25 protein-coding genes and 1 pseudogene are annotated in these 23,518 nt (G+C 61.7%); 15 read left to right on the forward strand and 11 right to left on the reverse strand.

Annotation, left to right across the window (positions count from 1 at the left end):
• Positions 1-144: 144 nt before the first annotated feature.
• On the reverse strand, positions 145-2,730 hold the full coding sequence (gene acnB / locus ACCD03_RS23670) for a bifunctional aconitate hydratase 2/2-methylisocitrate dehydratase (RefSeq protein ID WP_413413091.1): 2,586 nt from the start codon (positions 2,728-2,730) through the stop codon (positions 145-147).
• A gap of 309 nt (positions 2,731-3,039) precedes the next feature.
• Here acnB and ACCD03_RS23675 point away from each other — a divergent pair, with 309 nt between their 5' ends.
• The 3 genes from ACCD03_RS23675 (at position 3,040) to ACCD03_RS23685 (ending at position 4,301) form a co-directional block, all read left to right on the forward strand.
• Entirely contained in the window at positions 3,040-3,378 is a 339-nt protein-coding gene (locus ACCD03_RS23675) for a hypothetical protein (RefSeq protein WP_045204007.1), read from the forward strand.
• Between the two features lie 10 nt (positions 3,379-3,388).
• Positions 3,389-3,682, forward strand: a complete 294-nt coding sequence (locus tag ACCD03_RS23680; RefSeq protein WP_325650511.1) for a hypothetical protein — start codon at positions 3,389-3,391, stop codon at positions 3,680-3,682.
• Between the two features lie 172 nt (positions 3,683-3,854).
• Positions 3,855-4,301 (forward strand): hypothetical protein, encoded by a 447-nt coding sequence (locus ACCD03_RS23685; protein ID WP_413413092.1) that lies wholly within the window; start codon positions 3,855-3,857, stop codon positions 4,299-4,301.
• Positions 4,302-4,450: 149 nt separating this feature from the next.
• On the opposite strand, the gene ACCD03_RS23690 is transcribed toward ACCD03_RS23685, so the two are convergent.
• Entirely contained in the window at positions 4,451-5,407 is a 957-nt protein-coding gene (locus tag ACCD03_RS23690) for a LysR family transcriptional regulator (RefSeq protein WP_413413093.1), read from the reverse strand.
• Positions 5,408-5,539: 132 nt separating this feature from the next.
• Here ACCD03_RS23690 and ACCD03_RS23695 point away from each other — a divergent pair, with 132 nt between their 5' ends.
• Entirely contained in the window at positions 5,540-6,253 is a 714-nt protein-coding gene (locus tag ACCD03_RS23695) for an SDR family NAD(P)-dependent oxidoreductase (protein ID WP_413413094.1), read from the forward strand.
• Positions 6,254-6,319: 66 nt separating this feature from the next.
• On the opposite strand, the gene ACCD03_RS23700 is transcribed toward ACCD03_RS23695, so the two are convergent.
• The 3 genes from ACCD03_RS23700 to soxR all read right to left on the reverse strand — a co-directional run bounded on the left by ACCD03_RS23700 (position 6,320) and on the right by soxR (position 8,566).
• The gene (locus ACCD03_RS23700) at positions 6,320-6,646 is read right to left on the reverse strand and encodes an EthD family reductase (RefSeq protein WP_413413095.1); all 327 of its coding nucleotides are present in this window, start codon (positions 6,644-6,646) and stop codon (positions 6,320-6,322) included.
• Between the two features lie 267 nt (positions 6,647-6,913).
• Entirely contained in the window at positions 6,914-7,426 is a 513-nt protein-coding gene (locus ACCD03_RS23705) for a lipocalin-like domain-containing protein (RefSeq protein WP_045204011.1), read from the reverse strand.
• Positions 7,427-8,086: 660 nt separating this feature from the next.
• The gene (soxR, locus tag ACCD03_RS23710) at positions 8,087-8,566 is read right to left on the reverse strand and encodes a redox-sensitive transcriptional activator SoxR (RefSeq protein WP_316679365.1); all 480 of its coding nucleotides are present in this window, start codon (positions 8,564-8,566) and stop codon (positions 8,087-8,089) included.
• Positions 8,567-8,649: 83 nt separating this feature from the next.
• Between soxR and ACCD03_RS23715 the strand changes: the two genes are divergently transcribed.
• On the forward strand, positions 8,650-8,997 hold the full coding sequence (locus tag ACCD03_RS23715; RefSeq protein ID WP_413413096.1) for an antibiotic biosynthesis monooxygenase: 348 nt from the start codon (positions 8,650-8,652) through the stop codon (positions 8,995-8,997).
• A gap of 22 nt (positions 8,998-9,019) precedes the next feature.
• Here ACCD03_RS23715 and ACCD03_RS23720 read toward each other — a convergent pair.
• From ACCD03_RS23720 to ACCD03_RS23740, 5 genes and pseudogenes are all read right to left on the reverse strand, one after another.
• Positions 9,020-9,429, reverse strand: a pseudogene (locus ACCD03_RS23720) (methyl-accepting chemotaxis protein); the annotation flags it as partial.
• Between the two features lie 197 nt (positions 9,430-9,626).
• Entirely contained in the window at positions 9,627-10,505 is an 879-nt protein-coding gene (locus tag ACCD03_RS23725; protein ID WP_413413097.1) for a lysophospholipid acyltransferase family protein, read from the reverse strand.
• 96 nt (positions 10,506-10,601) lie between these two features.
• Complete coding sequence (locus tag ACCD03_RS23730) at positions 10,602-10,814, reverse strand: hypothetical protein (RefSeq protein WP_024978473.1); 213 nt, start codon at positions 10,812-10,814, stop codon at positions 10,602-10,604.
• Positions 10,815-10,882: 68 nt separating this feature from the next.
• Positions 10,883-11,137 carry a hypothetical protein gene (locus tag ACCD03_RS23735; RefSeq protein ID WP_024978474.1) on the reverse strand — a complete coding sequence of 85 codons (255 nt, stop codon included), beginning with the start codon at positions 11,135-11,137 and terminating at the stop codon, positions 10,883-10,885.
• Positions 11,138-11,220: 83 nt separating this feature from the next.
• Positions 11,221-11,451, reverse strand: coding sequence for an isochorismatase (locus ACCD03_RS23740; RefSeq protein ID WP_080693703.1), 231 nt, complete (start codon positions 11,449-11,451; stop codon positions 11,221-11,223).
• Between the two features lie 698 nt (positions 11,452-12,149).
• On the opposite strand from ACCD03_RS23740, the gene ACCD03_RS23745 reads away from it, so the two are divergent.
• The 8 genes from ACCD03_RS23745 (at position 12,150) to ACCD03_RS23780 (ending at position 19,746) form a co-directional block, all read left to right on the forward strand.
• A complete protein-coding gene (locus ACCD03_RS23745; RefSeq protein ID WP_045204014.1) occupies positions 12,150-12,353 on the forward strand; it encodes a cold-shock protein in 204 nt (67 codons plus the stop codon).
• A 189-nt stretch (positions 12,354-12,542) separates the two neighbouring features.
• The gene (locus ACCD03_RS23750) at positions 12,543-12,869 is read left to right on the forward strand and encodes a hypothetical protein (RefSeq protein ID WP_253534166.1); all 327 of its coding nucleotides are present in this window, start codon (positions 12,543-12,545) and stop codon (positions 12,867-12,869) included.
• A gap of 91 nt (positions 12,870-12,960) precedes the next feature.
• Positions 12,961-13,245 carry a hypothetical protein gene (locus ACCD03_RS23755; protein WP_045204016.1) on the forward strand — a complete coding sequence of 95 codons (285 nt, stop codon included), beginning with the start codon at positions 12,961-12,963 and terminating at the stop codon, positions 13,243-13,245.
• Between the two features lie 85 nt (positions 13,246-13,330).
• Positions 13,331-13,675 (forward strand): hypothetical protein, encoded by a 345-nt coding sequence (locus ACCD03_RS23760; RefSeq protein WP_316679355.1) that lies wholly within the window; start codon positions 13,331-13,333, stop codon positions 13,673-13,675.
• 96 nt (positions 13,676-13,771) lie between these two features.
• Positions 13,772-14,056 (forward strand): hypothetical protein, encoded by a 285-nt coding sequence (locus tag ACCD03_RS23765; protein ID WP_045204068.1) that lies wholly within the window; start codon positions 13,772-13,774, stop codon positions 14,054-14,056.
• 414 nt (positions 14,057-14,470) lie between these two features.
• Positions 14,471-18,133: a CheR family methyltransferase gene (locus tag ACCD03_RS23770; protein WP_413413098.1), complete on the forward strand. Its 3,663-nt coding sequence runs from the start codon at positions 14,471-14,473 to the stop codon at positions 18,131-18,133.
• Between the two features lie 418 nt (positions 18,134-18,551).
• A complete protein-coding gene (gene fdxA, locus ACCD03_RS23775) occupies positions 18,552-18,890 on the forward strand; it encodes a ferredoxin FdxA (RefSeq protein WP_413413099.1) in 339 nt (112 codons plus the stop codon).
• A 31-nt stretch (positions 18,891-18,921) separates the two neighbouring features.
• Positions 18,922-19,746, forward strand: a complete 825-nt coding sequence (locus ACCD03_RS23780) for a crotonase/enoyl-CoA hydratase family protein (RefSeq protein WP_413413100.1) — start codon at positions 18,922-18,924, stop codon at positions 19,744-19,746.
• Positions 19,747-19,764: 18 nt separating this feature from the next.
• On the opposite strand, the gene ACCD03_RS23785 is transcribed toward ACCD03_RS23780, so the two are convergent.
• The gene (locus ACCD03_RS23785; protein ID WP_253534162.1) at positions 19,765-20,298 is read right to left on the reverse strand and encodes a DUF962 domain-containing protein; all 534 of its coding nucleotides are present in this window, start codon (positions 20,296-20,298) and stop codon (positions 19,765-19,767) included.
• A gap of 162 nt (positions 20,299-20,460) precedes the next feature.
• Between ACCD03_RS23785 and ACCD03_RS23790 the strand changes: the two genes are divergently transcribed.
• Positions 20,461-21,192, forward strand: a complete 732-nt coding sequence (locus ACCD03_RS23790; protein WP_413413101.1) for a Crp/Fnr family transcriptional regulator — start codon at positions 20,461-20,463, stop codon at positions 21,190-21,192.
• A 128-nt stretch (positions 21,193-21,320) separates the two neighbouring features.
• The gene (fusA, locus tag ACCD03_RS23795; protein WP_316679348.1) at positions 21,321-23,423 is read left to right on the forward strand and encodes an elongation factor G; all 2,103 of its coding nucleotides are present in this window, start codon (positions 21,321-21,323) and stop codon (positions 23,421-23,423) included.
• Positions 23,424-23,518: the final 95 nt, after the last annotated feature.

A 23,518-nucleotide genomic window follows, 5' to 3' on the forward strand; every position in this document is an offset into this window, starting at 1 on the left:
TGGGGGGCGGGTGCCCCTTTTTGTTTTCCCCCGGGGGTTTAATCTTCACAACCAAAAAAAAAAACCGGCCCCGCGGCAATCCACCCCTGGGCGCCTTTTCATTTGACTACGGCGGGAACGACCCACCGCAGTCGCGAAACACCTTTACATCTGCACGGTGTCGGCCACTTCCTTGAAGTCTTCGATCTGGTCGAAGTTCATGTACTGGTAGATCTTGTCGCCGTTCGCGGTGAGCACGCCCATGTCGGCCATGTACTCTTCCTTGCTCGGAATCTTGCCCAGACGCGAGCAGATTGCCGCCAGTTCCGCCGAGCCCAGATACACATTCGTGTTCTTGCCCAGGCGGTTCGGGAAGTTACGGGTCGACGTCGACATCACCGTCGCGCCTTCGCGCACCTGTGCCTGGTTGCCCATGCACAGCGAGCAGCCCGGCATTTCGGTGCGGGCACCGGCCGTGCCGAACACGCCGTAGTGGCCTTCTTCGGTCAGTTGCTTCTGGTCCATCTTGGTCGGCGGCGCGACCCACAGCTTGACCGGAATGTCGCGCTTGCCTTCCAGCAGCTTCGACGCCGCACGGAAGTGGCCGATGTTGGTCATGCACGAGCCGATGAACACTTCGTCGATCTTGGCGCCGGCCACGTCGGACAGCGTCTTCACGTCGTCCGGATCGTTCGGGCAGGCAACGATCGGCTCGTGGATGTCGGCCAGGTCGATCTCGATGACAGCAGCGTACTCAGCATCGGCATCCGGCTGCAGCAGTTGCGGATCGGCCAGCCATTGCTCCATCGCCTTGATGCGGCGTTGCAGGCTGCGCGGGTCTTGGTAGCCCTGCGCGATCATCCACTTGAGCAGCGTGATGTTGCTGTTCAGGTATTCGATGATCGGTTCCTTGTTCAGGTGCACCGTGCAACCGGCGGCCGAACGCTCGGCAGACGCATCCGACAGCTCGAACGCTTGCTCGACCTTCAGGTCAGGCAGGCCTTCGATTTCGAGGATGCGGCCCGAGAAGATGTTCTTCTTGCCTTGCTTGGCGACCGTCAGCATGCCTTGCTTGATCGCGTACAGCGGAATCGCGTTGACGAGGTCACGCAGCGTAACGCCCGGCTGCATCTTGCCCTTGAAGCGAACCAGCACCGATTCCGGCATGTCCAGCGGCATCGTGCCGGTGGCCGCCGCGAACGCGACCAGGCCCGAGCCTGCCGGGAAGCTGATGCCGATCGGGAAGCGCGTGTGCGAGTCGCCGCCGGTGCCGACGGTGTCGGGCAGCAGCATGCGGTTCAGCCACGAGTGGATCACGCCATCGCCCGGGCGCAGCGCAATGCCGCCGCGCGTGCTGATGAAGTTCGGCAGCGTCTGGTGCGTCTTCACGTCCACCGGCTTCGGATAAGCGGCGGTGTGGCAGAACGACTGCATGACGAGGTCGGCCGAGAAGCCGAGGCACGCCAGATCCTTCAGTTCGTCGCGGGTCATCGGGCCCGTAGTGTCCTGAGAGCCGACCGAGGTCATCTTCGGTTCGCAGTACGTGCCCGGGCGGATACCCTGGCCTTCCGGCAGGCCGCACGCGCGGCCAACCATCTTCTGCGCGAGCGAGAAGCCCTTGCCGCTGTCGGCCGGCTGATGCGGCAGGCGGAACAGCGTCGACGGTGCGAGGCCCAGCGCTTCACGCGCCTTGGCGGTCAGGCCACGGCCGATGATCAGCGGAATGCGGCCGCCGGCGCGCACTTCGTCAAACAGCACCTCGGACTTGACCTGGAATTCGGCGATCACGTTGCCGTCCTTCAGCGCCTTGCCTTCGTACGGGCGCAGCTCGACCACGTCGCCCATGTTCATCTGCGACACGTCGAGTTCGATCGGCAGCGCGCCGGCATCTTCCATCGTGTTGTAGAAGATCGGGGCGATCTTGCCGCCAAGGCACACGCCGCCGAAACGCTTGTTCGGAACGTAGGGGATGTCTTCACCCGTGAACCACAGCACCGAGTTGGTGGCCGACTTGCGCGAGGAGCCGGTGCCGACCACGTCGCCCACGTAGGCGACCAGGTGACCCTTTTCCTTCAGGGATTCAATGAATTTGACCGGGCCGCGCTTGCCGTCTTCTTCCGGCGTGATGCCGGGGCGCGCGTTCTTAAGCATCGCCAGCGCGTGCATCGGGATGTCCGGGCGGGTGGTGGCGTCCGGTGCCGGCGACAGGTCGTCGGTGTTGGTTTCGCCCGTCACCTTGAAGACGGTGATGGTCAGGCTTTCCGGCACTTCCGGACGGCTCGTGAACCATTCGGCGTCGGCCCAACTCTGCAGCACGGCTTTGGCGTGCACGTTGCCCTTGTCGGCGAGTTCCTTCACGTCATGGAACTGGTCGAACATCAGCAGGGTTTTCTTCAGCGCGTCGGCGGCCACAGCGGCCACGGCGTCATCGGACAGCAGCTCGATCAGCGGCTGGATGTTGTAGCCGCCCAGCATCGTGCCAAGCAGTTCGGTGGCGCGGCTGCGCGAGATCAGCGGGCAGGCAGTTTCACCCTTGGCCACGGCGGCCAGGAAGCCGGCCTTGACGCGAGCGGCTTCGTCCACGCCAGCGGGCACGCGATGGGTAATCAGATCGAGCAGCGTCTGCTCTTCGCCTGCGGGCGGGTTCGTCAGCAGTTCGACCAGTTCGGCGGTCTGCTGAGCCGTCAGCGGCAGGGGAGGAATACCGAGCGCGGCGCGGGCGGCCACGTGAGCGCGAAAGTTTTCAAGCATGGGAGACCTGCTGAGATGACGTTACAGGGAATCTTTTCAGGCACCCCGAGGCTGGTCCGGGCGCCGCTTGGGCGCGATTCTAATCGCAATACCCCACACGGTCAAATGTCTTATATCTTATATAAGAGTCAAGCAAACCCGCCGTCTTCCGCGGCCCGATGCTGCTTGTTGGAACGATTTCCTGCACAGCATGCAGCGCCAGGAAGCACCTCAAGGCGTGCCAAGTGTCGCCTCGTCCACGTCTGCATTGTCTACGTTGACGCGTTCGGCGCGGCCCACGATACTGTATAAACATACAGTGTCTGAACCATGCCCTATCCCCTTCGCATCGAATACCCCGCGCTCACGAACGCGCAGCTCGCGCTCATTGGCGATCGCTACGGCCATGACCCGGTCGTGCGGCGGTTGCTAATGGAAGTGCAGGCGCTGCGCAACCTCGTCTGGCGCGCACATCAGGTGGCAGAGGCAGCTGGCCCGGGCGGTCGAACAGACGCCTTCAGCATTGCCGTCGAGGCGCTGCATAGCGAACTCGCGGTGGAGACATGGTTCCAAGAGGGCAAAGCTGCGCAGGAGGCGTACCGCGCGTCGCTCACCGACGAGCCCACCCCACATGAGCGCCGGACGATGCGCGTCGCTCGCAAGTGGTGACGATGCGCCCATGTCGAAACCCATCCGCGAGCGCTTTCCCGCGCTGACCCTTGCCGAACTCAAAACGCTGGCCCAAGAGCACCGCGACAACGAAACCGTGATCCGTCTGCTGTGGGAGATCCGCGCCCTCCACGTCGTCGCATACAACGCCTGGCGCGTGGAGGCTGAACACTGCTTCGTCTACCCTGACAACCCGCAGGGCGCCGCCCTGTACGCACTGCGCAGAGCGCTTCAAGAGGAGCGCTGGCTCTCGGAAATGGTCGACAAGCTGAACGGCAAAGGCACCTACGACCAGCACTGGTGAAGACCGGGAGGTGGCAGCGTCCTTCCCCCGGAGCGCCATCGGCTTCTGAGCAATGCCCGCAGTGAAGCCGCTTCGGCCTTCCTCAAGTTCCAGGCGAACATGCCGAAGAAGAGTCCGATGTATAGCGGCAAGCACATCACGCCTGCCGACATTCAAACAAGAAGAATCAGCTATGCGAGTCGATCCCTCACTCACGCCCAACGCCGCGCCGCCTGCGGCGAGCCGCCCATCTAGCGCCTCAGCAGGGAATGAAGCTGCGGTCACATCCACCTCCACCTCGAAAGGCAACGACACCCGCTCGAACAAGGACCAAGCGCAATCATCGACTGGCCTGAATCCAACATCGAGCGACGCGGGCACGTCCAGCGACAGCCCCGTGGTCAAGCAGTTGAAAGCGCAGATCAATGCGCTGCGGCAGCGGCTTTCAGCATTGCAACGCCAGATGGAAGCCGAATCGAAACAAGCCACTGTCGACAAGGAAGCGGCTGCGCGGCTGCAGGCGCTGTCGACGGAGGCAAGCTCGGTCTCTGCGGCACTTGAAACCGCAATCGGCCAACTTGCACAGGCACAGCAAGCGGAAGGCAAGAGCTCGGGAAGCCTGTTCTCCGCGACTGCCTGAGAAGACGGCAATACACCTCGAACGGAGCGACAAGCCCTATCCCGCCATGGCGCTGAGTTTCGGCGATGCATGGCGGCATGGGCGGACGTCCGCATATTTTGGGTACCGGCCCCCAAGCGAACACACGCGCCCTGTCCAGCGATAACGGTCTACCTGCCTTCAGCGCGTATCTCGAGCGGATTCTGCGGATATGCCGCCCGGCACAGCTCTAGAACTTCAGTGCGAAACCATTGATGCGCCGGATCGTGGTCAAGGCGCGGGTGCCAGATCTCTGAAATGGTGAAAGCGGGTATAGCCAGCGGCAGTTCGAAATACTGCAACCCGTTGGCCGCCGCGAAATCCGCTACAAATGCATTCCCCAGGCAGGAATGCGGAACGACGGCGAATAAGTCCGAATGGCGCGCCAGTTGCATCGCGCTCAAATAGGACGGCACCACGACTGCCACCTTCCGCCGAAGGTTTGGCGGCTCCAATGACACGTCGATCGCATTTTCCGTTTGGCCTGTACGCGAAACCATGACGTGGCCGCATGCTGCCCATTGTTCCAGGCTGATGCGCGCATCGCCCAAGAGAGGATGGCCCGCGCGACACACGCCGACATAGCGATCGCGGAAAAGCGGCCGCGTACGGACTTCAGGGGCAGCCGTCCGGACAATACCGATCTCCAGATCAATCGCACCGTCCCGCAACGGCTGCGCGTTCCAGTCCGGCTTGGGCGTGAAGCGGACTTGCACGCCGGGCGCAGCGCGTTGGAGGCGATCCATCAACGCCGCGCCAAGCAGATCGACGAAGCCCTCACCCGCGCGCACGGTGAAGCATTGCTCAAGGGTGGCCACGTCGAACCGATGTTCAGCACGGCTGAGCGCCGCCTCTGCTTCACGGGCCAGTGCAGGAATACGCTGGCTCAGTTGCTCGGCATAAGGTGTCAGCACCAGCGCGCGGCCAGCCTGCAACAGCAAGCGATCGCCCGTTGCGACGCGCAAGCGCGAAAGCGTGCGGCTCATGGCCGAGACGCTCAGATTCAGACGCCGGGCCGCACCGGTAACGCTACGCTCGCTGAGCAACGCGTCCAGTGCGGGCAGGAGGTTGAGATCGACGCGTGACATGCGGCCAGAATAATCGAAAACGCATCCAACCATGGCGTCCGATGCAATCGTGGATTGTCTACCAGGCGTCTGGTGCAAAGCGGAGGCTCTGCCGACAATAGATTGCATCAACCGCGCACACCGGAGAACGCCTTGCCCAACGCCCCCATCCACACGCCCACCATCTTGTTGATCGGCGCCTCACGGGGTCTTGGCTATGCCATGGCCGCCGAATTCCTGAAAAACGGATGGAATGTCGTGGGCACAGTCCGCGCCGGCAGCAGCCGGACGCTCTTGCATGATCTCGCCAATGCGCATCCGGGCCGGGTCGCGATCGAAACGCTGGATATCACGCGGCCCGAGCGGATCCAGGCCCTGCGCGAGCGCCTGTCCGGCCGGATGTTCGACGTTCTGTTCGTCAATGCCGGGACGACCAATCCGGATCCGACGCAGACCATCGGCGAGGTCTCCACAGAGGATTTCGTAGCGCTGATGATTACCAATGCGCTCAGCCCGATGCGCGTGGTCGAACGCATGGCCGATCTTGTTCCGCCGGCCGGCCTGATCGGGATCATGTCGTCAGGGCAAGGCAGCATTGCCGACAACGAATCCGGCCAGCGCGAACTCTATCGTGGCAGCAAAGCGGCGCTGAACCAGTTCATGCGCAGCTTCGCCGCGCGCCAGGCGCACACGCCGTTGGCCATGCTGCTGATCGCCCCGGGTTGGGTACGCACCGACCTCGGTGGCCCCGAGGGCCGATTGTCAATCGAGGAAAGCGTTCCGGGCGTCGTGAACGTGATTTTGAACAAACTGGGGCGGCCCGGCCTCGAATATCTCGACTATCGCGGCAGGACTGTCCGCTGGTGATTGGGATCGGCTGTTTTGGAGAAAACGGCTTTCCACGTGCTTGCCGCACGATGCCAGAGGATGCGCTCAACGATCCGACCGCTCGACCACGACCTCGCTGACCTGAATCACCGGTGCGATGTCGGTGTAATTGGCAATGTCGCCCAAGATCTCGGCGCCGTGCTCTTGCATGGCGGCCTGGAAGCCTTCGGTCGAATCACAGATCAACGCGCACATCGCCACGAAGGCAGGCGGTGTACCGGGCGCTCCACCGGCCAAGCCTTTTTCGACGGTGTAGTAGGCGCAGGCAGTGCCCAACCTCGCCTTCACCATCGGCATGTGCCGGTCGCGATAATAGGCGTGGTCGAAACGCGCGCCTTCGGAGTACGGGTACATCACGGTGACCTTGATCATGCGGCTCTCCTTGCCATCATTGGCATCGTCGCCGAGAGATTCTCGTGACTGCTGGCGATCATACCGTCTTGAGCTTGACGGGGCTTGGGGCGTCCGTTCGGGCCAAACTGGAAAGCCCGCTACGCCAGCATGCTCATCGTCCTGAAGACCGACGATGCCAAAGAGCCGGTCGTGGCTCGGGCGATCAAGCTGCGCAAGTCAACAGACATCTGCGCTGAGGTCGTTCCATAAGGCGCCGGCTAAGCATTCATGTGCCGCCCGCCAGCGTCATCTGGCTCGCTTCAGCACAATTTCTCCGGAGCCCCCTCCCGAGGCGGCGGGCGTGGTCCATCGCAATTCATCTCCCGAGAGAACGAACGGCCTGCGCTGCTCTACCCCGTTCCAGTTCGGGAATGTGCTCGTCTCAATGCGGAAGGTGATGGTTCTGTCCGCTTCATTTACGACGTACCTCCCAAAGTGCGCAATCGAACCTTGCGCTACCGCGCGATACTCGTCCGCACTGCCCTTCATGCGGTCGTTGGTGACGTACTTTGGCAGGTCGGCGCGTGAGTTCACCAGCGCGTAGTGACCGTGGCCGTCAAAGATGACAAGGCCCTGCGGATTTGGCCCATACATGGGTGCGCGACTGCCGTCTGGGCGAACAGTATCGACCGAGACATACGTCCAGGCGCCGGCCAGTTGCTCATCAAGCGGCTTTTCGCCCAATGCGACGCAGGATTGAAGCGCTAGTCCTGTAAGCACAAACATTGAAACCGTGATGAAGGTGTAAAAGCGTTTCATTCGCCCCTCCGCTCGAGCAATGCCGACCGTAACACCCAATATAGGCCGCAAGCCGGAAAAGACGAACGCGAGCCGGCCCCGTTGCGCTTCCTCGGGCCGCCAGAGGGACTGTCATAAGTGGTACGCCGCACTCCTCACGCCAAGGCAAGCAGAAGCTGCTGTAAGCCCCCCCTGCCTCCTGTCGATACTCACGACGACGTCTACGTGCCGACCGACGATAGCTGGTCCGTCCGTGTCGTATCGAGCGCAGGCATTGAGGCACTTTCTTCAGGACGCGTTGCCGGCAGCAGCGAAAGCGGCATATCAGGCGGTGCAATCAAACCCGAGCCACAGCATCAACTACGTCATCCTGATCGGACCATCGGTCGGCCTCAATCTGCTGGGCGAGGCGCGAATTGCCGCGGCACGCGTGCTTGAATTGCACCCGACTTTCCGCCTCGAGCGACAGTTCAGCGGAATCGACTGTGCGCCCGCGCTCGCCTCGGAACTGGGCCAAGCGTTGAGCTTGGCGGGATTGCCCGGATAGCTGAAAGCGCGCTCCAGATGCTTCTGCGCTGCGCGCCCACCGGAATCGCCGATGTGGGCGTTTCTTGGCTGGAACGCATCGGCCACGACAAGACCGTGCACAGGTCTGCGGAACACCGCCGTAACTTACCGTCATTACGATTTCAGAGGTTTGACCATCAGTCGTCGCGGCCCAGCCCCCTCCTGGGCTAGCTTATCCAGCGGATTGCGCAGGCGACACCGGTCGATCGACAAGCAGCCACAGCCAATACAATCGTCCAATGTGTCGCGCAGCTTCTTGAGTTGAGCGATGCGCTCATCAAGATCGCTGCGCCATGTCGTCGACAATCGCGACCACGCTTCGCGGTCCGGAATGCTGCCCTTGGGCAGTTCGTCCAGCCCGGCCGCTATCTCACCCAAAGAAATTCCGACACGCTGCGCCACACGCACAAACGCTACGCGGCGCAGGACGTCGCGCGAATATCGGCGCTGGTTGCCTGTCGTGCGGTGACTCTCGATGAGGCCTTTGGCCTCATAGAAATGCAGTGTCGACACAGGTACGCCGCTGCGGCGGGATACCTCACCCACGCTCAACGTGAGCGGAATACCCATTTCTTCCAAGGGATGCTTTTTCATGCGCGAACCTCTTGACCTCAACCTTACTTGAGATTTTAGAGTACGGCGGTATCTTTTATCCACGCCTAATGACGAGGTTCAGCATGACATCCGCACAAGCTTCCGACAACTCACACATGGCGGTTTTCCGCATTGGTCGCTTCGCCGTACCGGCTGCCGCGATGCCGGCATTCATGGAGCGTATCCAGCAAGCGAGGGCCCAGCTCGCCGCCCAACCAGGTTGCCTGAAAAGCTCAGTGCTGACGCACACCGCTGGCGCCACCGAGTTCAACGTGGTGTCCATCGTCGAATGGACCAGCCTCCAAGCGATGGAGGCCGCGAAATCCGCGATTGAGGCGCGGCAGATTCAGGAAGGATTCGATCCGGAAACGTTCCGTCGTGACCTCGGTATCAGGGCCGATACGGCTGTGTATACGGTCGCGCCAAGTTAAGAAAGGCGCGGTATTGAGCGCCTCACCTTGCCATTCTCACCGCGCTGACCGGCGCCGCAATCATGTGCCCGCTGCTGTCCAAGCGGAAGAATGTGACTGAATCGCGAAGCTGGCGCCCATGATCCTCCAACGAAGCAGACGCTGACGCAGCCTGCTCCACGAGCGCGGCATTCTGCTGCGTCATCTCATCCATCTGGGCAATCGCAAGGTTGATCTGCTCGGTACCTCTGCTCTGTTCAACTGAAGCTACGGCGATCTCGCTCATGATGCCTGTAACGCGCGCAATAGCGGTTGTCACCTCAGACATTGTCGCCCGGCCTCAGACGCCAATTGGGCACCATCTTCAACCTTGCTGACAGAGGCGGTAATCAAGGCTTTGATTTCCTTCGCCGCCGTGGCCGAACGTTGCGCAAGTGCCCGGACTTCACCTGCGCGCGCAGCCTCGGTTGCCGAGACAGCAAAGCTGAGCGACACAGTAATGCTGCGCGTGATGAAGAATGCAAGCATGACTGCGGCAACGATGGCAACAATCGTCACCACGATAATCGTTTGCTCTGCGATTTGCGCGAGATGGGTGACCGTCTCGCCCTGCGCAGGCACCGAATCGGCAAGGCAATGGACAAATGCGCCTATACAGTGGCCGTAGGAGCCGCTGGGGCACCAGCAGGCACCTTGTATCGGTTGTAGCCCCACAGGTATTGCTGAGGAAACCGCCTGACCATCTCTTCCATTTCTGCATTGATCCAGGCTGCCTGAGCTTCGGTGCCATCGGGAAGCGGCCCGGTCAGGCGCTTCACGTGCATCCGCCAGCCGCGCCCGCCGGGCAGGCGCTCGCCGGCGGCGATGATCAGAGGCGCGTTCGTCTGCTTGGCGAGCTTGCCCGGCAGCGTCATGGTGTACGCCGGCCGGCCAAAGAACGGGACCCATACACCGTCGCCCTTCGGGGCTTGATCGGGAAGAAGGCCGACCGCGTCCCCCTGGCGCAAGGCGCGTACGAACGATCGAACGCCTTCAGAGGTTGCTGGCACCGCCTTCAGGTTCGAAGTCGCGCGCACGGCATCCAGCAGGCCGCGCAGCACGGCTTTGCGATGCGGGCGAAACATGATCGTCAATGGAATGCGTTGTGCCATATAGCGTGCAGCCAGCTCAAAGCAACCCAGGTGGGGCGTGAGCATGATGAGTCCATTGCGCTCGGCCAGAGCCTCCTCGATGACGTGCCAGTCCTCGCAAGTCACCTGGGCCATGCATGCATCGCTACGAAACCAGACCCGTGGCAGTTCGCTCATCATTGCACCGGTTTCTGCTGCTGCCTGCCGCGCAAAGCGGGGCGCTTCGAAGCCAGCCTGCGCAGCATTGCGCTGGACATGGCGGCGATATCCACCGGGTAAGGCATAGAGGAGCCGCCCGCCCGCGCGTCCGATGCTGTGGATGACAGCTAGCGGCAGCGAGGAGAACAGCCTCAAGAGAATAGGTAGCGCGCGCTGAGCGAACTGGGATGGGTGATGCACGGTGTTGCACTCCTGGTGCCAGTTGCCTGGCGCGCCGCCAAGCGTTTCTCGGAGCTTAGGCCAAGACACCGGAGGCTAGCGAACCAATGAAGGCGCTTACTGTTCCAGCGACCATCCCGGGTTGGGCACGTTTTTCCCTTCGCGGTAGGTCCAGTTCGCGCCGCACGTGCGGCATGCAAACGTGCTCACCGTGACGGCCGCTGTCTTGGAAGCTTTGATGCGCTGGGTGTCGGTGATTCGTAAGAAGGCATGGCCTGACGCACCAAGTCGGTGGACTTCAATCGCAAGGCAAGCGCGGCAGAGTGTCATGCCAGTTTCTCTCTCAAATAACGTGGGCGCGATGTAGCGCGCGAGCATTCGTCCGCTTCGTCTGCGGTCTAGACGCCAAAGACAGGAGCGCCGTACTTCAACAGCAATTGCTCGATCTGGCTCAGGTCATCAGTGCGCGGTGTTCTGTCTTCTGTCACGCGTGACGGCCCGCCATAGACGGCAGCAACATGCCTGCGCACGGTCAGTACATCATTGGCCGGTGGCGCGACGATGACGGCATCACCAGGTACGTGTCGATAGCTGCCATCTTTCCAGCCCTCGGGCGTCAGATGCAGTTCTTCCCATTCTTCGCTAACAGACATGGTGATTTCCTTCCTGTTGACTGCTGTGTTGCGCCTGCTCTTGCCGCAAGCGGAAAAAAGCCGCGCGGGGCGGCTTGAGCGGTTCAGTTCTTGTGATGGGGTGCCAGACGTGCGATGGCTGCTCTTCCTGCAACCCGGGCAGCATTCGTTGCGAGTGCTTCCGTTCCATGTACGTTGTGGCGCATCGAGACGTTGGCGAGGATACGTTCCGTGCCGTCCCTATACTCATTGATGAGATAGGTGGCAAACCAGACGCCGGGTTCTTGTTCAATTGGGTACACGGACACCGTGTACGGGGAGTCGATTTTGTTCAATACACTGCTGAATTTCGGGCGAGAGCTGATGCAGGCGTGGAACGCCTGAGCAAACCAGTTCCTGCTGATGAGCTACGCCACGATGGGTAGGGCCAACGCCTTTGGGTCATGCATACAAATGCACGGCGCAAGCTATTGGCAACGAGGTGACCGTACTTGCGTAGGCTGGCACGCCTAGTACATGCGCGCTGCGTACGGAGCGGATAAACCGCCGGTCAGGTAGGTGATGGACCGTGTGGCCCAAGATGATTCGGGTGTACGCCCGACGGGTGGCCAGCGATTGATTAGTCTTCTTGCCAGGCACCCAGCCCGATCAATTCGAAGAACGGGTAAAGGTTGCGCATGGTAACAGCTTCTCGCAATTCCTGCTCTCTGGGCCGCCTCAATGGCTCGCGTTGCGTGTAGCCATGGAATGCCACTGCTCTACTTTCACTACCGAACGCGGCGGTGCATGGACAACATGGAATGGTTGCAAAGAGCGGCCCCATCCACATTCATGGCTTATTCTCTGTCTTATCGCCTTTTCGATTGACATAACCTTGCGATGCCGGTACACCTTGCGTCGCAGGCTTTTCAAGCAGTTACTCCGATGTTCTGGGTTGTCACGCACGCTAGGCGACACCTTTTTCTCATTGTTCCTTCCTTGATTGTCATGCCTGGTGAGCATGGGCTCGACCAGAACATTTAAGGAATCCAACATGGAAACCGGTATCGTAAAGTGGTTCAACGACTCCAAGGGCTTCGGCTTCATCACCCCTGACGCAGGCGGCAACGATCTGTTTGCTCATTTCTCTGAGGTTCAGGGCAATGGCTTCAAGTCGCTCCAAGAGGGGCAGAAAGTCAGCTTTGTATCGGGCGTAGGCCAGAAAGGCCCGGTCGCGACCAAGATTACGGCGAACTGATCCGTCTCGCGCGCAATAAAAAAACCCCGCCACGCGGGGTTTTTTTTCGTCGCTCACTCATCTGGCGCCAGCCCCGACACGCAGCCGTGCATATATGGGAGTACAGTGGGCCCCACCATCCTCCTGTTCCGCACACGGACGTTCGCCCGTTGATGCTCCGACTGGCGATGTAAGTCATGGAGATCCGTGATGCTCGACCTTGTCGCATTTACCAAGCCGGTGCTCGATGAAATTACCGGGCAGGATGTGCGGACCTGGCACTCCGAATCGAGTGTGCTCGGCGCAAACTGGCAAGTGCCTCAGTTCGATAGCCGTATCTGGCACGTGAGGACGTTGACGATCACGTTTACGCACGATGCCATGAATCAGTTGATGCACGCAGACCGGCAAGACCTCGGTCAGTTGCAGCGCATGCTTGACCGTTTTCTACGGGCGCAGTTGGGCGTGCATACCCAAGCGGATCGTGGAGATCGGATGCTCGTGATCACCGTCGATCATTTGGGGACGGACTCATAACTGCCCCCGGCCAATCAGCAGATTGCTGTGGCCAGTCAATGTCGATATCCAGCCGGGTATCGATCACGCCCACCATCGGTTGGAGCCATTCATGAACGCAAGCCCGTCAGCCACGTACAAAGGTTTCGACCTGTATCCATTGGTGTACAGGACCGAGATTGCCCAGTCTTGGCCGCGCAAGCGTGCCGATCGTACATTCAACGCATCTGTAGTGATCTGCCTAGCAGGTCATCAACCTGGAGCCGAGCATTCGCGCGTTTTTCGAATGACACCCACCGCTTGGGAGAATGTCGGGACCGCGAGGCGGGGGGCGCTGAAGTTCGGCGAAGACGTCATCAATGGTCTGGTACCCGGCGAATCGGTGGCGTCGCTGTGACGGGCGCGGCGTATTTCTGAAGCCCCTGCTTTTTTGATATTGCGTTGGCGAGGCGTATTGCTCGCATGACAAGCCAGGAAGCAAGATGATTCATGCGACCGACAAGACCAGCTTTCTCTGCACACTTCCCGGAGCGGCAAAAGGCATGGCGTACTCCATCACGGTGGGCTTTGTCCGCGATGGAGAGCCGAACTGTGTCCAATTCACCAGTTTCGTGGGGGAAGGAAGGCGGTCCTTCAGGGTGCTGGCGAACGCGCCGGATTTAGCCTCGGCAGCCAGGGGCGGCATTGAAAGCTTGTGTCGCCTGGCCATCGCGCAAGTTATCCGAGACAGCCTCCACGCGAAAACCGCACAAGGTGACCATACCCTCGATATGCACGTGCAGCCTTGGCAAGGAGATCTCAAACCAGCGGGATCACGTGGCGCATAAATAGCCGCGCCGTCCGCATTCGCTCGTTCGCGGATAGTCCAATGGAGCAAGCGGAAAGAGCGTACAGTGAGGCCACCCCTTTCAACGGAGATTGCTGTGGATGCCTATCCGACTTGCCGCTACAAGGGGTTCGATGTTTACCCCCTGATCTATCTCTTTGACCCGCCACGTGAATGGCATGAGCGGCGTCCTGATCGGTCTTACAGTGCCTCCGTGTTGATTTGCCAGGAAGGGATGCCGCCCAGTAACGAGCATTCTCGTATTTTCGCGCTGCAGGCCGATCATTGGGAGAGCATTGGTATCGCCAGACGGGCGGCAACGAAGATGGCGGAGTCCATCATTGATGGATTTATCCCGGGCAAGTCAATGGTTTCCGCGTAGTTTCGCCGATCGGCACTCCGGGGCAGCATCTTTACGACTGGATGCACGCACCAGTGGCCTCCAGAGCCCGTTCCCGCCCCCGCAACCACCTCAGCTTCTCAGCATCCCTCCGCCCCGCCGAAGAGATCGGGACGATCCGCCGTATCCTCTCCTTGCAGCTCACACATCGGCCGGCGGTTCCATCGCCCATGCTGGCGCGGGGCTGATCCTCAACTGCGCGGGCACTGGCGTCGGCGCGGCATGGGGTGCGCTCTGGCAAGCGAACACGGCTTCAGCGTCACTCTCAAACAATCACCACGTCACTGCCGGGATACCTGCACCACGCATAGGCGTGAAGGGCGTCTTGTATGGTTGATGTGCGGAAATCGCCGGGATAGACTGCGCCGACGTTTACAACAAGGTAGGAGTGCAGACGTGGCGTCGATGCCTTCGGAGCTGTTGCGGGTGGTGGTGCTGGGAGGATCGGCGGGTAGCCTGGATGCGTTGCGTACGATTGCGGCCGCGCTGCCAGAAAACCCCGGGTTCGCGGTACTCGTCATTACGCATCTCGACCCGAACCAAGAGAGCCAACTGGCCGGCATCCTCCAAGCGGATTCGAGCATGCCGGTTGAAAGACTCGCTCATCTGCGCAAAATTGAACACGACCGGTTCTATGTGCTGCCCGAGAACGCCGGTGTGATTGCACTGGACGGTCATTTCCGGCTCACGCGCCGGCAGGCTGGCCTTCACCTGCCGATCGATGCCTGCTTGGCGTCGCTCGCCCAGGATCCCGACGTCAACGGCGCAGCGGTCATCCTTTCCGGCATTGGTCAAGATGGAGCCAGCGGCCTCGTTGACCTTAAAGCCTCCGGCGGCTTCGTCATCGCCCAGCTGCCGCAGTCGGCCAGCCAGCAAAGCATGCCGGCCGCGGCAATCGACACCGGTCTGGTCGACGAGGTTTTACCACCGGAAGACATAGCGCAATGCCTGGTCAGGCGCTTTGGTGAAGCGCCCCAGCCCGAGACCGCTAACGCCCAGGCAGGCGATGCCGACGCCCTCGGCACTGCGCTCGCCGTCGTGCAGCAAAAGACCGGTATCAACCTCAGCTACGTCAAGGACGTCAACCTGCGCCGGCGATTCTTGCGCCGTGTGCTGCTACAGAAGGACCGCGACGTAGGCGGCTATCTGCAGTTGCTGCGCGGGGATGCGCGGGAAGCCGAAGCACTGCGAGATGACATTCTCATTGGCGTAACCGCCTTCTTCCGCGATGTCGAGTTCGTCAACGTGCTCAGGCAAACGGTGATACCAGCCCTCCTGGAACTGAAGCACGATCCGATCCGCGTATGGGTGCCTGCTTGCTCGACAGGCGAGGAGGTCTACACGATCGCCACGCTGCTGAAAGATGCGCTGGACCGGGAAGCGCCACACCGCCGCGTTCAAATCTTCGGCACCGACATCAACGAAGCATCCATCGAGATTGCGCGCGCTGGCCGGTATGGCATTGCCGCGGTGGACGACGTTCCGGAGGCGTTTCGCGAGCGCACCTTCGCAGCGACGTCCGGAGGCTACGTCGTGCGCAAGTCGATCCGGGATATGTGTGTCTTCGCACGGCACAACGTGCTGACCCACGCACCCTTCTCCGGCATGGGGCTCATCAGTTGCCGCAATCTTCTTATCTACTTGCGCAAAGAAGCACAGCAGCATGTGCTCGAGATGCTGCACTACGCCTGTCGGCCAGATGGCTTCGTGTTGCTTGGCCGGGCCGAGGCAGCATCGGGAGTCGATGGCTTCGAGCATGCCGGCGCACCGCACCTCTACCGTAAGGTGCCCGTAGCAAAGCGGCAGCAGGCGACCTTCCCGATCGACGCACTGCGGCCATGGGCGAGCCAAGGCGGTACACCTGCTGTGCGCCGTGTGCAGCCCGTCGACCCGGTTATTGAGGCCGCCAATCGGGTCGCGCTCGAACGGTATGCGCCACCCGGCTTCATCGTCGATGAGAACGGTAACGTAGTGCACTTTTGCGGCGACGTGTCGGGCTTCGTCGCGCCCGCGAGCGGCGAAGCGTCGCTGGCGCTGCCGCGCCTGTTGCAGCCGGAACTCAACGTGACGGTGCGCACCGCGCTGATCGAAGCGAAGCGCACAAGTCAGCCGGTGCGGCGAGAGCGCGTGGCGCTTGGCGACACGCGCTTCGCGCTGGACGTGCTGCCGCTAGTTGCCGAAGACCTGGTACCGCATTTCTTGGTCACGCTGGAGCGCTTGCCAGACGACGCGATCGCCGTTCAGAGCACCAGCCCAGGCTCACCCCACACCCGCGTTCAGGAACTTGAGCGTACCGTCACCACGTTGTCAGATGAACTCGAAGCTGCCCAGGCGCAGCTCAAGACAGTGGTTGCAGAATTCGAGTCGGCCAACGAGGAGCTCAGGACTGCCAACGAGGAGATGCTCAGCACCAACGAAGAACTCCAGAGCGCCAATGAAGAGTTATTGCTGGCAAAGCAAGAGCTGGAGTCAGCCAACCAGGAGCTGGGCTCCCTGAACGTCGAACTGAAATCGCGCAACGATCAACTCGACAGGGCGAATGACGACTTGAGCAATCTTGTCGAAGGCATCCCGCTGCCCGTCCTGCTACTTGATCGGCAATTGTGCCTGCGCCATTTCTCGCCGCAGGCCCAGACGCTGTTTGGCTTGCCCGAAGACAGCGTCGGGCGGCCGTTGGCACAGCTGAACCGCCTCTTCTCGGCCGCTGATGTCGAGCACATTGTGCAGTCCGCCGTCCAAGGCCTGGCAGGCTTGGAGCAGGAGTACCAGGACAGCGAGGGCCGCTGGTGGCTGGTCAACGTGCGCGCCTACCGTACCGCAGATGATCGCATCGACGGCGCAGTGCTCGCCTTCCAGGACATAGACGAGCTCAAGCGGGCAGTCAGCACGGCGCAGGCCGCTCGGTGTGAAGCCGAACGCGCTAACACTGCCAAGGACAATTTTCTCGGCCTCGTTTCGCACGAACTGCGGGCGCCCCTCAACGTAATCTCAACTTGGGCTGCGGTGCTCATGGCCGCCAGCGAGCGCAATCCGGCGGCCAGCGAAGACAAGGATCAACATGCCATCAAGACGATCCTGCGCCATTGCCAGTTGCAGGCCGAACTGATCGACGACCTGCTGGATGTGTCCCGGATCTCTTCCGGCCGATTCTCGCTCGATGTGAAGCCCATCGACTTTGCAGCCGCCGTCCGTACCGTGGTGGAAGGCCATCGGCCCGCAGCGGCCAAGAAGGAAATCACACTGATCACCTCCGGCTTGCAAACCAAGGCCGTCGTCAGTGGCGATGCGCGCCGTCTGCAACAGGTGGCGTCCAATCTGATCGGCAATGCTTTGAAGTTCACGCCGGAGGGTGGCCGGGTCGAAGTCGCCTTAACCCGCCTCGGAACGCTGGTCGAACTCTCCGTCACTGACAACGGCATCGGCGTGAAACCCGAACTGCTGCCGCAGCTGTTCGACCGCTTCATGCAGTCCGATACCAGTCGGACGCGTGAATACGGCGGGCTCGGGTTGGGTCTGTCGATCGTCAAACATCTGGTTGCGGCGCACGGGGGCACCGTGACAGCGAGCAGCGAGGGTGAAGGTCGTGGCACTAGGCTGACGGTTCGCCTGCCGCTCATTCAGGCCCACGTTGATGAGCATGCGTTCACTGAGCGCGCGGCGAACGGAGCCCAGCGGCTGGATGGTTTGTCGGTGCTGCTGGTCGACGACGACACGCAGTCTCAGGAAGCCCTGACCTATCTGCTTCGCAGCCTCGGTGCGCAGGTACAGACTGCCTCCGGAGCCAAAGAGGCACTGACGTGCATCTGGGCTGGTTCGTTCGACATTCTGGTGAGCGATCTCGCGATGCCAGGAACGGATGGCCACGCGCTGCTGCGAAGCATTCGGCAACAAGAAGGCGGGCGACGACGGATCTACGCGTTGGCGCTTACCGGCCTGGCCTCCCTACAGGATCGGGACGCCGCGATTGCCGCCGGATTCGACGACCACCTGCCCAAGCCGGTCAACGTTGAATTGTTGTTGGAAAAGCTATCGCTCGGACGGGGGCGTCAGCCGCAATAAACCGAGGCAGGAGCTTCAGGCCTTCGGCCGATTAGCTCACTGGATTAACCGCTCGCGTGCGCGAACCGGAAGCTGTGACAGCGTCCTCGGGGCTGGGCACAAACACCGGCCCCGTCAAGCGCCTGCCCTTCTCCCGCAAATACCTCGATTTCTCTGTATCCCGCGCTGCTCCGGCGCCGGGGTCGCGCTGGCAACTCGCGCGCACGGACTTTCGCACATCACAAGCAGCGAGAGCGCGCTGCAGGATTGCCATCAGTGGACTTAGGCTCGTCGCCCCAAAACACTCCGCTAGGGCCACACCTCAGATGAAATGGCAGCCGTATATGCAAGCTCACGCAGGGTGCCCCTGACGGGGTTCAGCTTGATGCTGCATAATTTTGGACGAATTCAAAACAGGTTTTGAACAGCCCACGTAGTTATGCCATATGTAGTTACTGAGTCTTGCATCCAGTGCAAATACACCGACTGCGTCGCCGTCTGCCCCATGGACTGCTTCCACGCCGGCCCGAATTTCCTGGTGATCGATCCGGATGAATGCATCGATTGCTCGATCTGCGTGCCGGAGTGCCCGGTGGGCGCGATCTATCCGGTGGCCGAAGTCCCAGCGGACCAGCAGGACTTCATCGCCTTGAACGCACAACTCTCCCGTCGCGCCGACTGGCCCCGCCTGACCAAGGTGCAACCGCCGCTGCCCGATCATGCGCACTGGGCGCAAGTGAAGAACAAGCGCGATGTTTTGGTCATCGCCCCCGACTGATTCGACGCCGACCTCACACGGACACTTTTTCATGACTGAACGCATCCTGCTCAACATCGACGCCGGCGTGGCCGAAGTCCGGCTCAACCGCCCCGAGAAGATGAACGCCATCGACCCGGCCATGTTCGAAGCGCTCGTCACCATCGGCGAGCGCCTGATGAACGAGGCAGATCTACGCGCCGTGGTGCTTTCGGGTGAGGGGCGTGCCTTCTGCGCGGGGCTGGACATGGCCAGCATGGCGAGCCTCGGCAGCAACAATGCGGATTCGGATGTCAGCGCTGGCCGACTTGCCAAGCGCACGCATGGGGCGGCCAATCTGCCGCAGTACGCCTGCACGGTATGGCGCGACTTGCCGGTGCCGGTATTGGCTGCGGTGCATGGCGTCGCGTATGGCGGCGGTTTGCAGATTGCGCTGGGCGCAGACGTGCGCTACGTAGCCGCCGACACGCGCCTGTCGGTCATGGAAATCAAATGGGGCTTGGTGCCCGACATGGGCGGTATGGCGCTCACGCGCGGTCTGGTCCGCCCGGATCGACTGCGCGAACTGATCTACAGCGGCCGCGTCGTCAATGGCGAAGAAGCCTGCGCCCTGGGGCTGGCGACGCACGTCGTGGACGATCCGCACGCTGCAGCGCTGGCGGCAGCCTGTGACATTGCGCAGAAGAGCCCCGACGCCATCCGCGCCGGCAAGCGCTTGATGCGTGTTGTGGAAGACGGCGACACCGCCGCCATTCTGCTGGCCGAGTCGGTCGAGCAAGACCGGCTGATCGGCGGGGCCAATCAGCGTGAGGCGGTGCTGGCGGGCATACAGAATCGCGCGCCGGTCTTTCAGCCGGCCGCAAAGCTTGAAGGGTAATAGCCCGGGGTGAGCAACTCAGGCGGCGGCGTGCTTGCCGCCCATCGAGGCACGCATGGCGTGCGAACGGCTGACCACCTCATCGCGCAACTTCGCGCGCAAACCCAGGGCAAATGCCGTCTCGGCCACGAGGAACAGCGGGCCGATCACCAGACCCGCCAGGTCATCAACAAACGCCGGCTTGCGTCCTTCGTAGTAGTGACCAACAAACTGGATGATCCAGCCGATCACGAACAAGCCAACGCCCACTGACAACCAAGCCGCCGTCGAATGCGCGGCCACATGGTTGCCGGCCCATACGCACACGCCGATCAAGGCAAACATCACCACGCCGAACACCGCATCCAAGCGCAGGTAGAACAACGTCGTGAGGGCCAACACGGCCAGCGCGGGCGTCAGAGGCACACCTGACAGGTCAGCCAGCACGGGCCGCGACAGCAGCACCGCTACGGCCAGCACAATCGCCGGGATGCCGACAAAGTGCGTGGCGATATTGCGACCGTCCAGGTGATAGGCGGCGTAGTTGGAAAGATGGTCAGACAGGGTCCGCATGGGGGTCTCCGGATTTTTTGTGCGTTTGCAGCATGGACGCTCCAGCCGCACGCTCGTTATGATCATTTCATCGTAGTCAGTGGATGGCACGTCGTTCTGTCGCGTAGCCGACAAATTCCACGTTTCCGAAGCGTTCCTCAGTCGCCCCTCAGCCCGCCCGTCATGGACCACCCCGTCGCCGCATCCGGCGCGCTGGACGCCGCCTCGTACCGCGAACGCCTGCACGCCAGCAGTTGGTTCGGCACGCTCGACGCGGCCTTGCAGGACGCATTGATGGACATTGCGGCGGTGCGTCGCCTGGGCGCTGGCGAGATCCTCTTTCAGCGTGGCGACGCGCCCGACGGGCTGTACTGCGTGGTGGAAGGCACGATCCGCATCGGCGCCACCAGCGCAGACGGCCGCGAAGCCTTACTGGCCGTGCTGGAACCCGTCAACTGGTTTGGCGAGATCGGGGTGTTCGACCGCCAGCCCCGCACGCATGACGCACGCGCCGACGGCAATACGACATTGCTGCACATGCCGCAAGCGGCGCTGATTGCGTTGCTGGAGAGCTCACCCGCGCTGCTGCATGCGTTTGCCTTGCTGCTGACCCACAAGCTGCGCCTGACCTTTATCGTCCTAGAAGAGACTGCCCTGCTGCCCGCCACCGTGCGCGTGGCGCGGCGCCTGCTACTGATGGCCGACGGCTACGGCGACCTGCGCCTGGGCACCCGGCGTGTGCTGCACGTGCCACAGGAGCAGCTTGCGCAATTGCTTGCGCTGTCTCGCCAAACCGTGAACCAGGTTTTGAAGGATTTCCAGGCGCGCGGCATCCTCAGGCTGGCGTACGGAGAAATCGAGCTGCTCGACTTTGCGGGCCTGCACCAACTCGCATATGAGGTGGCAAGGGGGTGAAATCTCATCCAATACCCCTACATGCGATGGGTTAGGACCGATCCTATAATGTGTTCCCACTCGCACATTCGCCCTTCGCATGGTGCGGAGTCGGCGATGCGAGTGTCCTTCAACGGAAGAGAAACATCATGCCCCGCCAGACCCCCATCGAGCGCTATCGCAACATCGGCATCTCGGCGCACATCGACGCCGGCAAAACCACCACGACCGAGCGCATCCTGTTCTACACCGGGGTCAATCACAAGATAGGCGAGGTGCATGACGGCGCGGCCACGATGGACTGGATGGAGCAGGAGCAGGAGCGCGGCATCACCATCACGTCTGCCGCGACGCACTGCATGTGGCGCGGCATGGCGGGGGACCGCCAGGAATACCGCATCAACATCATCGACACCCCGGGCCACGTCGATTTCACCATCGAGGTGGAGCGCTCCATGCGCGTGCTCGACGGCGCGTGCATGGTCTACGACTCCGTGGGCGGCGTGCAGCCGCAGTCCGAAACGGTCTGGCGCCAGGCCAACAAATACAAGGTGCCGCGCATTGCGTTCGTCAACAAGATGGACCGCATCGGTGCGGATTTCTTCCGCGTCGAGCGCCAGATGCGCGACCGCCTCAAAGGCAACCCGGTACCGATCCAGATTCCCGTCGGTGCGGAAGATCATTTCCGCGGCGTGGTCGACCTCGTCAAGATGAAGGCCATCGTCTGGGATGACGCCAGCCAGGGCGTCAAGTTCGAGTACGTCGACATCCCCGACGAGCTGAAGGCCACCGCGCAGGAATGGCACGACAAGATGGTCGAAGCCGCGGCCGAAGCCGATGAAGCCCTACTCGACAAATACCTTGGCGGCGAGACGCTGTCAGAGGAGGAAATCAAGCGCGCCCTACGCCAGCGCACCATCGCCGGCGAGATCGTGCCGATGCTGTGCGGCTCCGCGTTCAAAAACAAGGGCGTGCAGGCGATGCTCGATGCGGTGGTCGACTACCTGCCCTCGCCGGTGGACATTCCGTCCATCCAGGGCCACGGCGAGAAAGACGAACCGCTCGAGCGCCACGCCAGCGACAGCGAGCCCTTCGCCGCCCTCGCCTTCAAGATCATGACCGACCCGTTCGTCGGCCAGCTGGCGTTCTTCCGTGTGTATTCGGGCAAGATCAACTCCGGCGACACGGTCTACAACTCGGTCAAGGGTAAGCGCGAGCGCTTGGGCCGGATCCTGCAGATGCACGCCAACCAGCGCGAAGAGATCAAGGAGGTGCTGGCCGGTGACATCGCCGCCGCCGTGGGCCTGAAAGATGTGACGACCGGCGAAACGCTGTGCGACCCGGAGCACGTCATTGTGCTGGAGCGCATGGAATTTCCCGAGCCCGTCATCAGCCAGGCTGTCGAGCCCAAGACCAAGGCCGACCAGGAAAAGATGGGCATCGCCCTGAACCGACTGGCACAGGAAGACCCGTCGTTCCGCGTGAAGACGGATGAAGAATCCGGCCAGACCATTATTTCTGGCATGGGCGAACTGCACCTGGAAATCCTGGTCGACCGCATGAAGCGCGAGTTTGGCGTGGAAGCGACCGTCGGCAAGCCGCAGGTGGCTTACCGCGAAACCATCAAGAAGGCCGCTGAAGACGTCGAAGGCAAGTTCGTCAAGCAATCGGGCGGACGGGGCCAATACGGCCACGCAGTCATCACACTGGAGCCGAACGACGGCAAGGGCTACGAGTTCGTCGACGAGATCAAGGGCGGTGTGATTCCGCGTGAATTCATCCCGGCAGTGGACAAGGGCATCCGTGACACGCTCAACACGGGCGTGCTGGCGGGCTACCCGGTGGTGGATGTGAAGGTACGCCTGACCTTCGGCTCATACCACGACGTGGATTCGAACGAAAACGCCTTCCGCATGGCTGGCTCAATGGCCTTCAAGGACGCCATGCGCAAGGCCGGCCCCATCCTGCTTGAACCGATGATGGCCGTGGAAGTGGAAACGCCGGAAGACTACATGGGCAACGTGATCGGCGATCTGTCGTCGCGGCGCGGCATGGTGCAAGGCACGGAAGACATTCCGGGCGGCGGCGGCAAGGTCGTGCACGCCGAGGTGCCGCTGGCTGAAATGTTCGGCTACTCCACCAATCTGCGTTCGCTCAGTCAGGGCCGTGCAACGTACACGATGGAGTTCAAGCATTACGCTGAAGCCCCGCGCAACGTGTCGGAAGCCGTGATGGCAGCCAAGAAGGTCTAACGCGTTCTTGCTTCATCTGCTTGGGGCCGCCGAGTGGGGGCGCAGTTCTTTTCGGGGGAGGCGGGGGGCGGGGTGTGGGCGCACAAAACGATGAA

The sequence above is a fragment of the Ralstonia sp. Ralssp135 genome (assembly GCF_047304345.1).
In the GTDB taxonomy this organism is placed as follows: Bacteria; Pseudomonadota; Gammaproteobacteria; order Burkholderiales; family Burkholderiaceae; genus Ralstonia; species Ralstonia chuxiongensis.

Bases quoted from the DNA above. Each gene is read 5' to 3' on its own strand.
- acnB (WP_413413091.1), bottom strand. From the start codon at position 2,730: ATGCTTGAAAACTTTCGCGCTCACGTGGCCGCCCGCGCCGCGCTCGGT.
- ACCD03_RS23675 (WP_045204007.1), top strand. From the start codon at position 3,040: ATGCCCTATCCCCTTCGCATCGAATACCCCGCGCTCACGAACGCGCAG.
- ACCD03_RS23680 (WP_325650511.1), top strand. From the start codon at position 3,389: ATGTCGAAACCCATCCGCGAGCGCTTTCCCGCGCTGACCCTTGCCGAA.
- ACCD03_RS23685 (WP_413413092.1), top strand. From the start codon at position 3,855: ATGCGAGTCGATCCCTCACTCACGCCCAACGCCGCGCCGCCTGCGGCG.
- ACCD03_RS23690 (WP_413413093.1), bottom strand. From the start codon at position 5,407: ATGTCACGCGTCGATCTCAACCTCCTGCCCGCACTGGACGCGTTGCTC.
- ACCD03_RS23700 (WP_413413095.1), bottom strand. From the start codon at position 6,646: ATGATCAAGGTCACCGTGATGTACCCGTACTCCGAAGGCGCGCGTTTC.
- ACCD03_RS23705 (WP_045204011.1), bottom strand. From the start codon at position 7,426: ATGAAACGCTTTTACACCTTCATCACGGTTTCAATGTTTGTGCTTACA.
- soxR (WP_316679365.1), bottom strand. From the start codon at position 8,566: ATGAAAAAGCATCCCTTGGAAGAAATGGGTATTCCGCTCACGTTGAGC.
- ACCD03_RS23715 (WP_413413096.1), top strand. From the start codon at position 8,650: ATGACATCCGCACAAGCTTCCGACAACTCACACATGGCGGTTTTCCGC.
- ACCD03_RS23730 (WP_024978473.1), bottom strand. From the start codon at position 10,814: ATGACACTCTGCCGCGCTTGCCTTGCGATTGAAGTCCACCGACTTGGT.
- ACCD03_RS23735 (WP_024978474.1), bottom strand. From the start codon at position 11,137: ATGTCTGTTAGCGAAGAATGGGAAGAACTGCATCTGACGCCCGAGGGC.
- ACCD03_RS23745 (WP_045204014.1), top strand. From the start codon at position 12,150: ATGGAAACCGGTATCGTAAAGTGGTTCAACGACTCCAAGGGCTTCGGC.
- ACCD03_RS23750 (WP_253534166.1), top strand. From the start codon at position 12,543: ATGCTCGACCTTGTCGCATTTACCAAGCCGGTGCTCGATGAAATTACC.
- ACCD03_RS23755 (WP_045204016.1), top strand. From the start codon at position 12,961: ATGAACGCAAGCCCGTCAGCCACGTACAAAGGTTTCGACCTGTATCCA.
- ACCD03_RS23760 (WP_316679355.1), top strand. From the start codon at position 13,331: ATGATTCATGCGACCGACAAGACCAGCTTTCTCTGCACACTTCCCGGA.
- fdxA (WP_413413099.1), top strand. From the start codon at position 18,552: ATGCCATATGTAGTTACTGAGTCTTGCATCCAGTGCAAATACACCGAC.
- ACCD03_RS23780 (WP_413413100.1), top strand. From the start codon at position 18,922: ATGACTGAACGCATCCTGCTCAACATCGACGCCGGCGTGGCCGAAGTC.
- ACCD03_RS23785 (WP_253534162.1), bottom strand. From the start codon at position 20,298: ATGCGGACCCTGTCTGACCATCTTTCCAACTACGCCGCCTATCACCTG.
- ACCD03_RS23790 (WP_413413101.1), top strand. From the start codon at position 20,461: ATGGACCACCCCGTCGCCGCATCCGGCGCGCTGGACGCCGCCTCGTAC.
- fusA (WP_316679348.1), top strand. From the start codon at position 21,321: ATGCCCCGCCAGACCCCCATCGAGCGCTATCGCAACATCGGCATCTCG.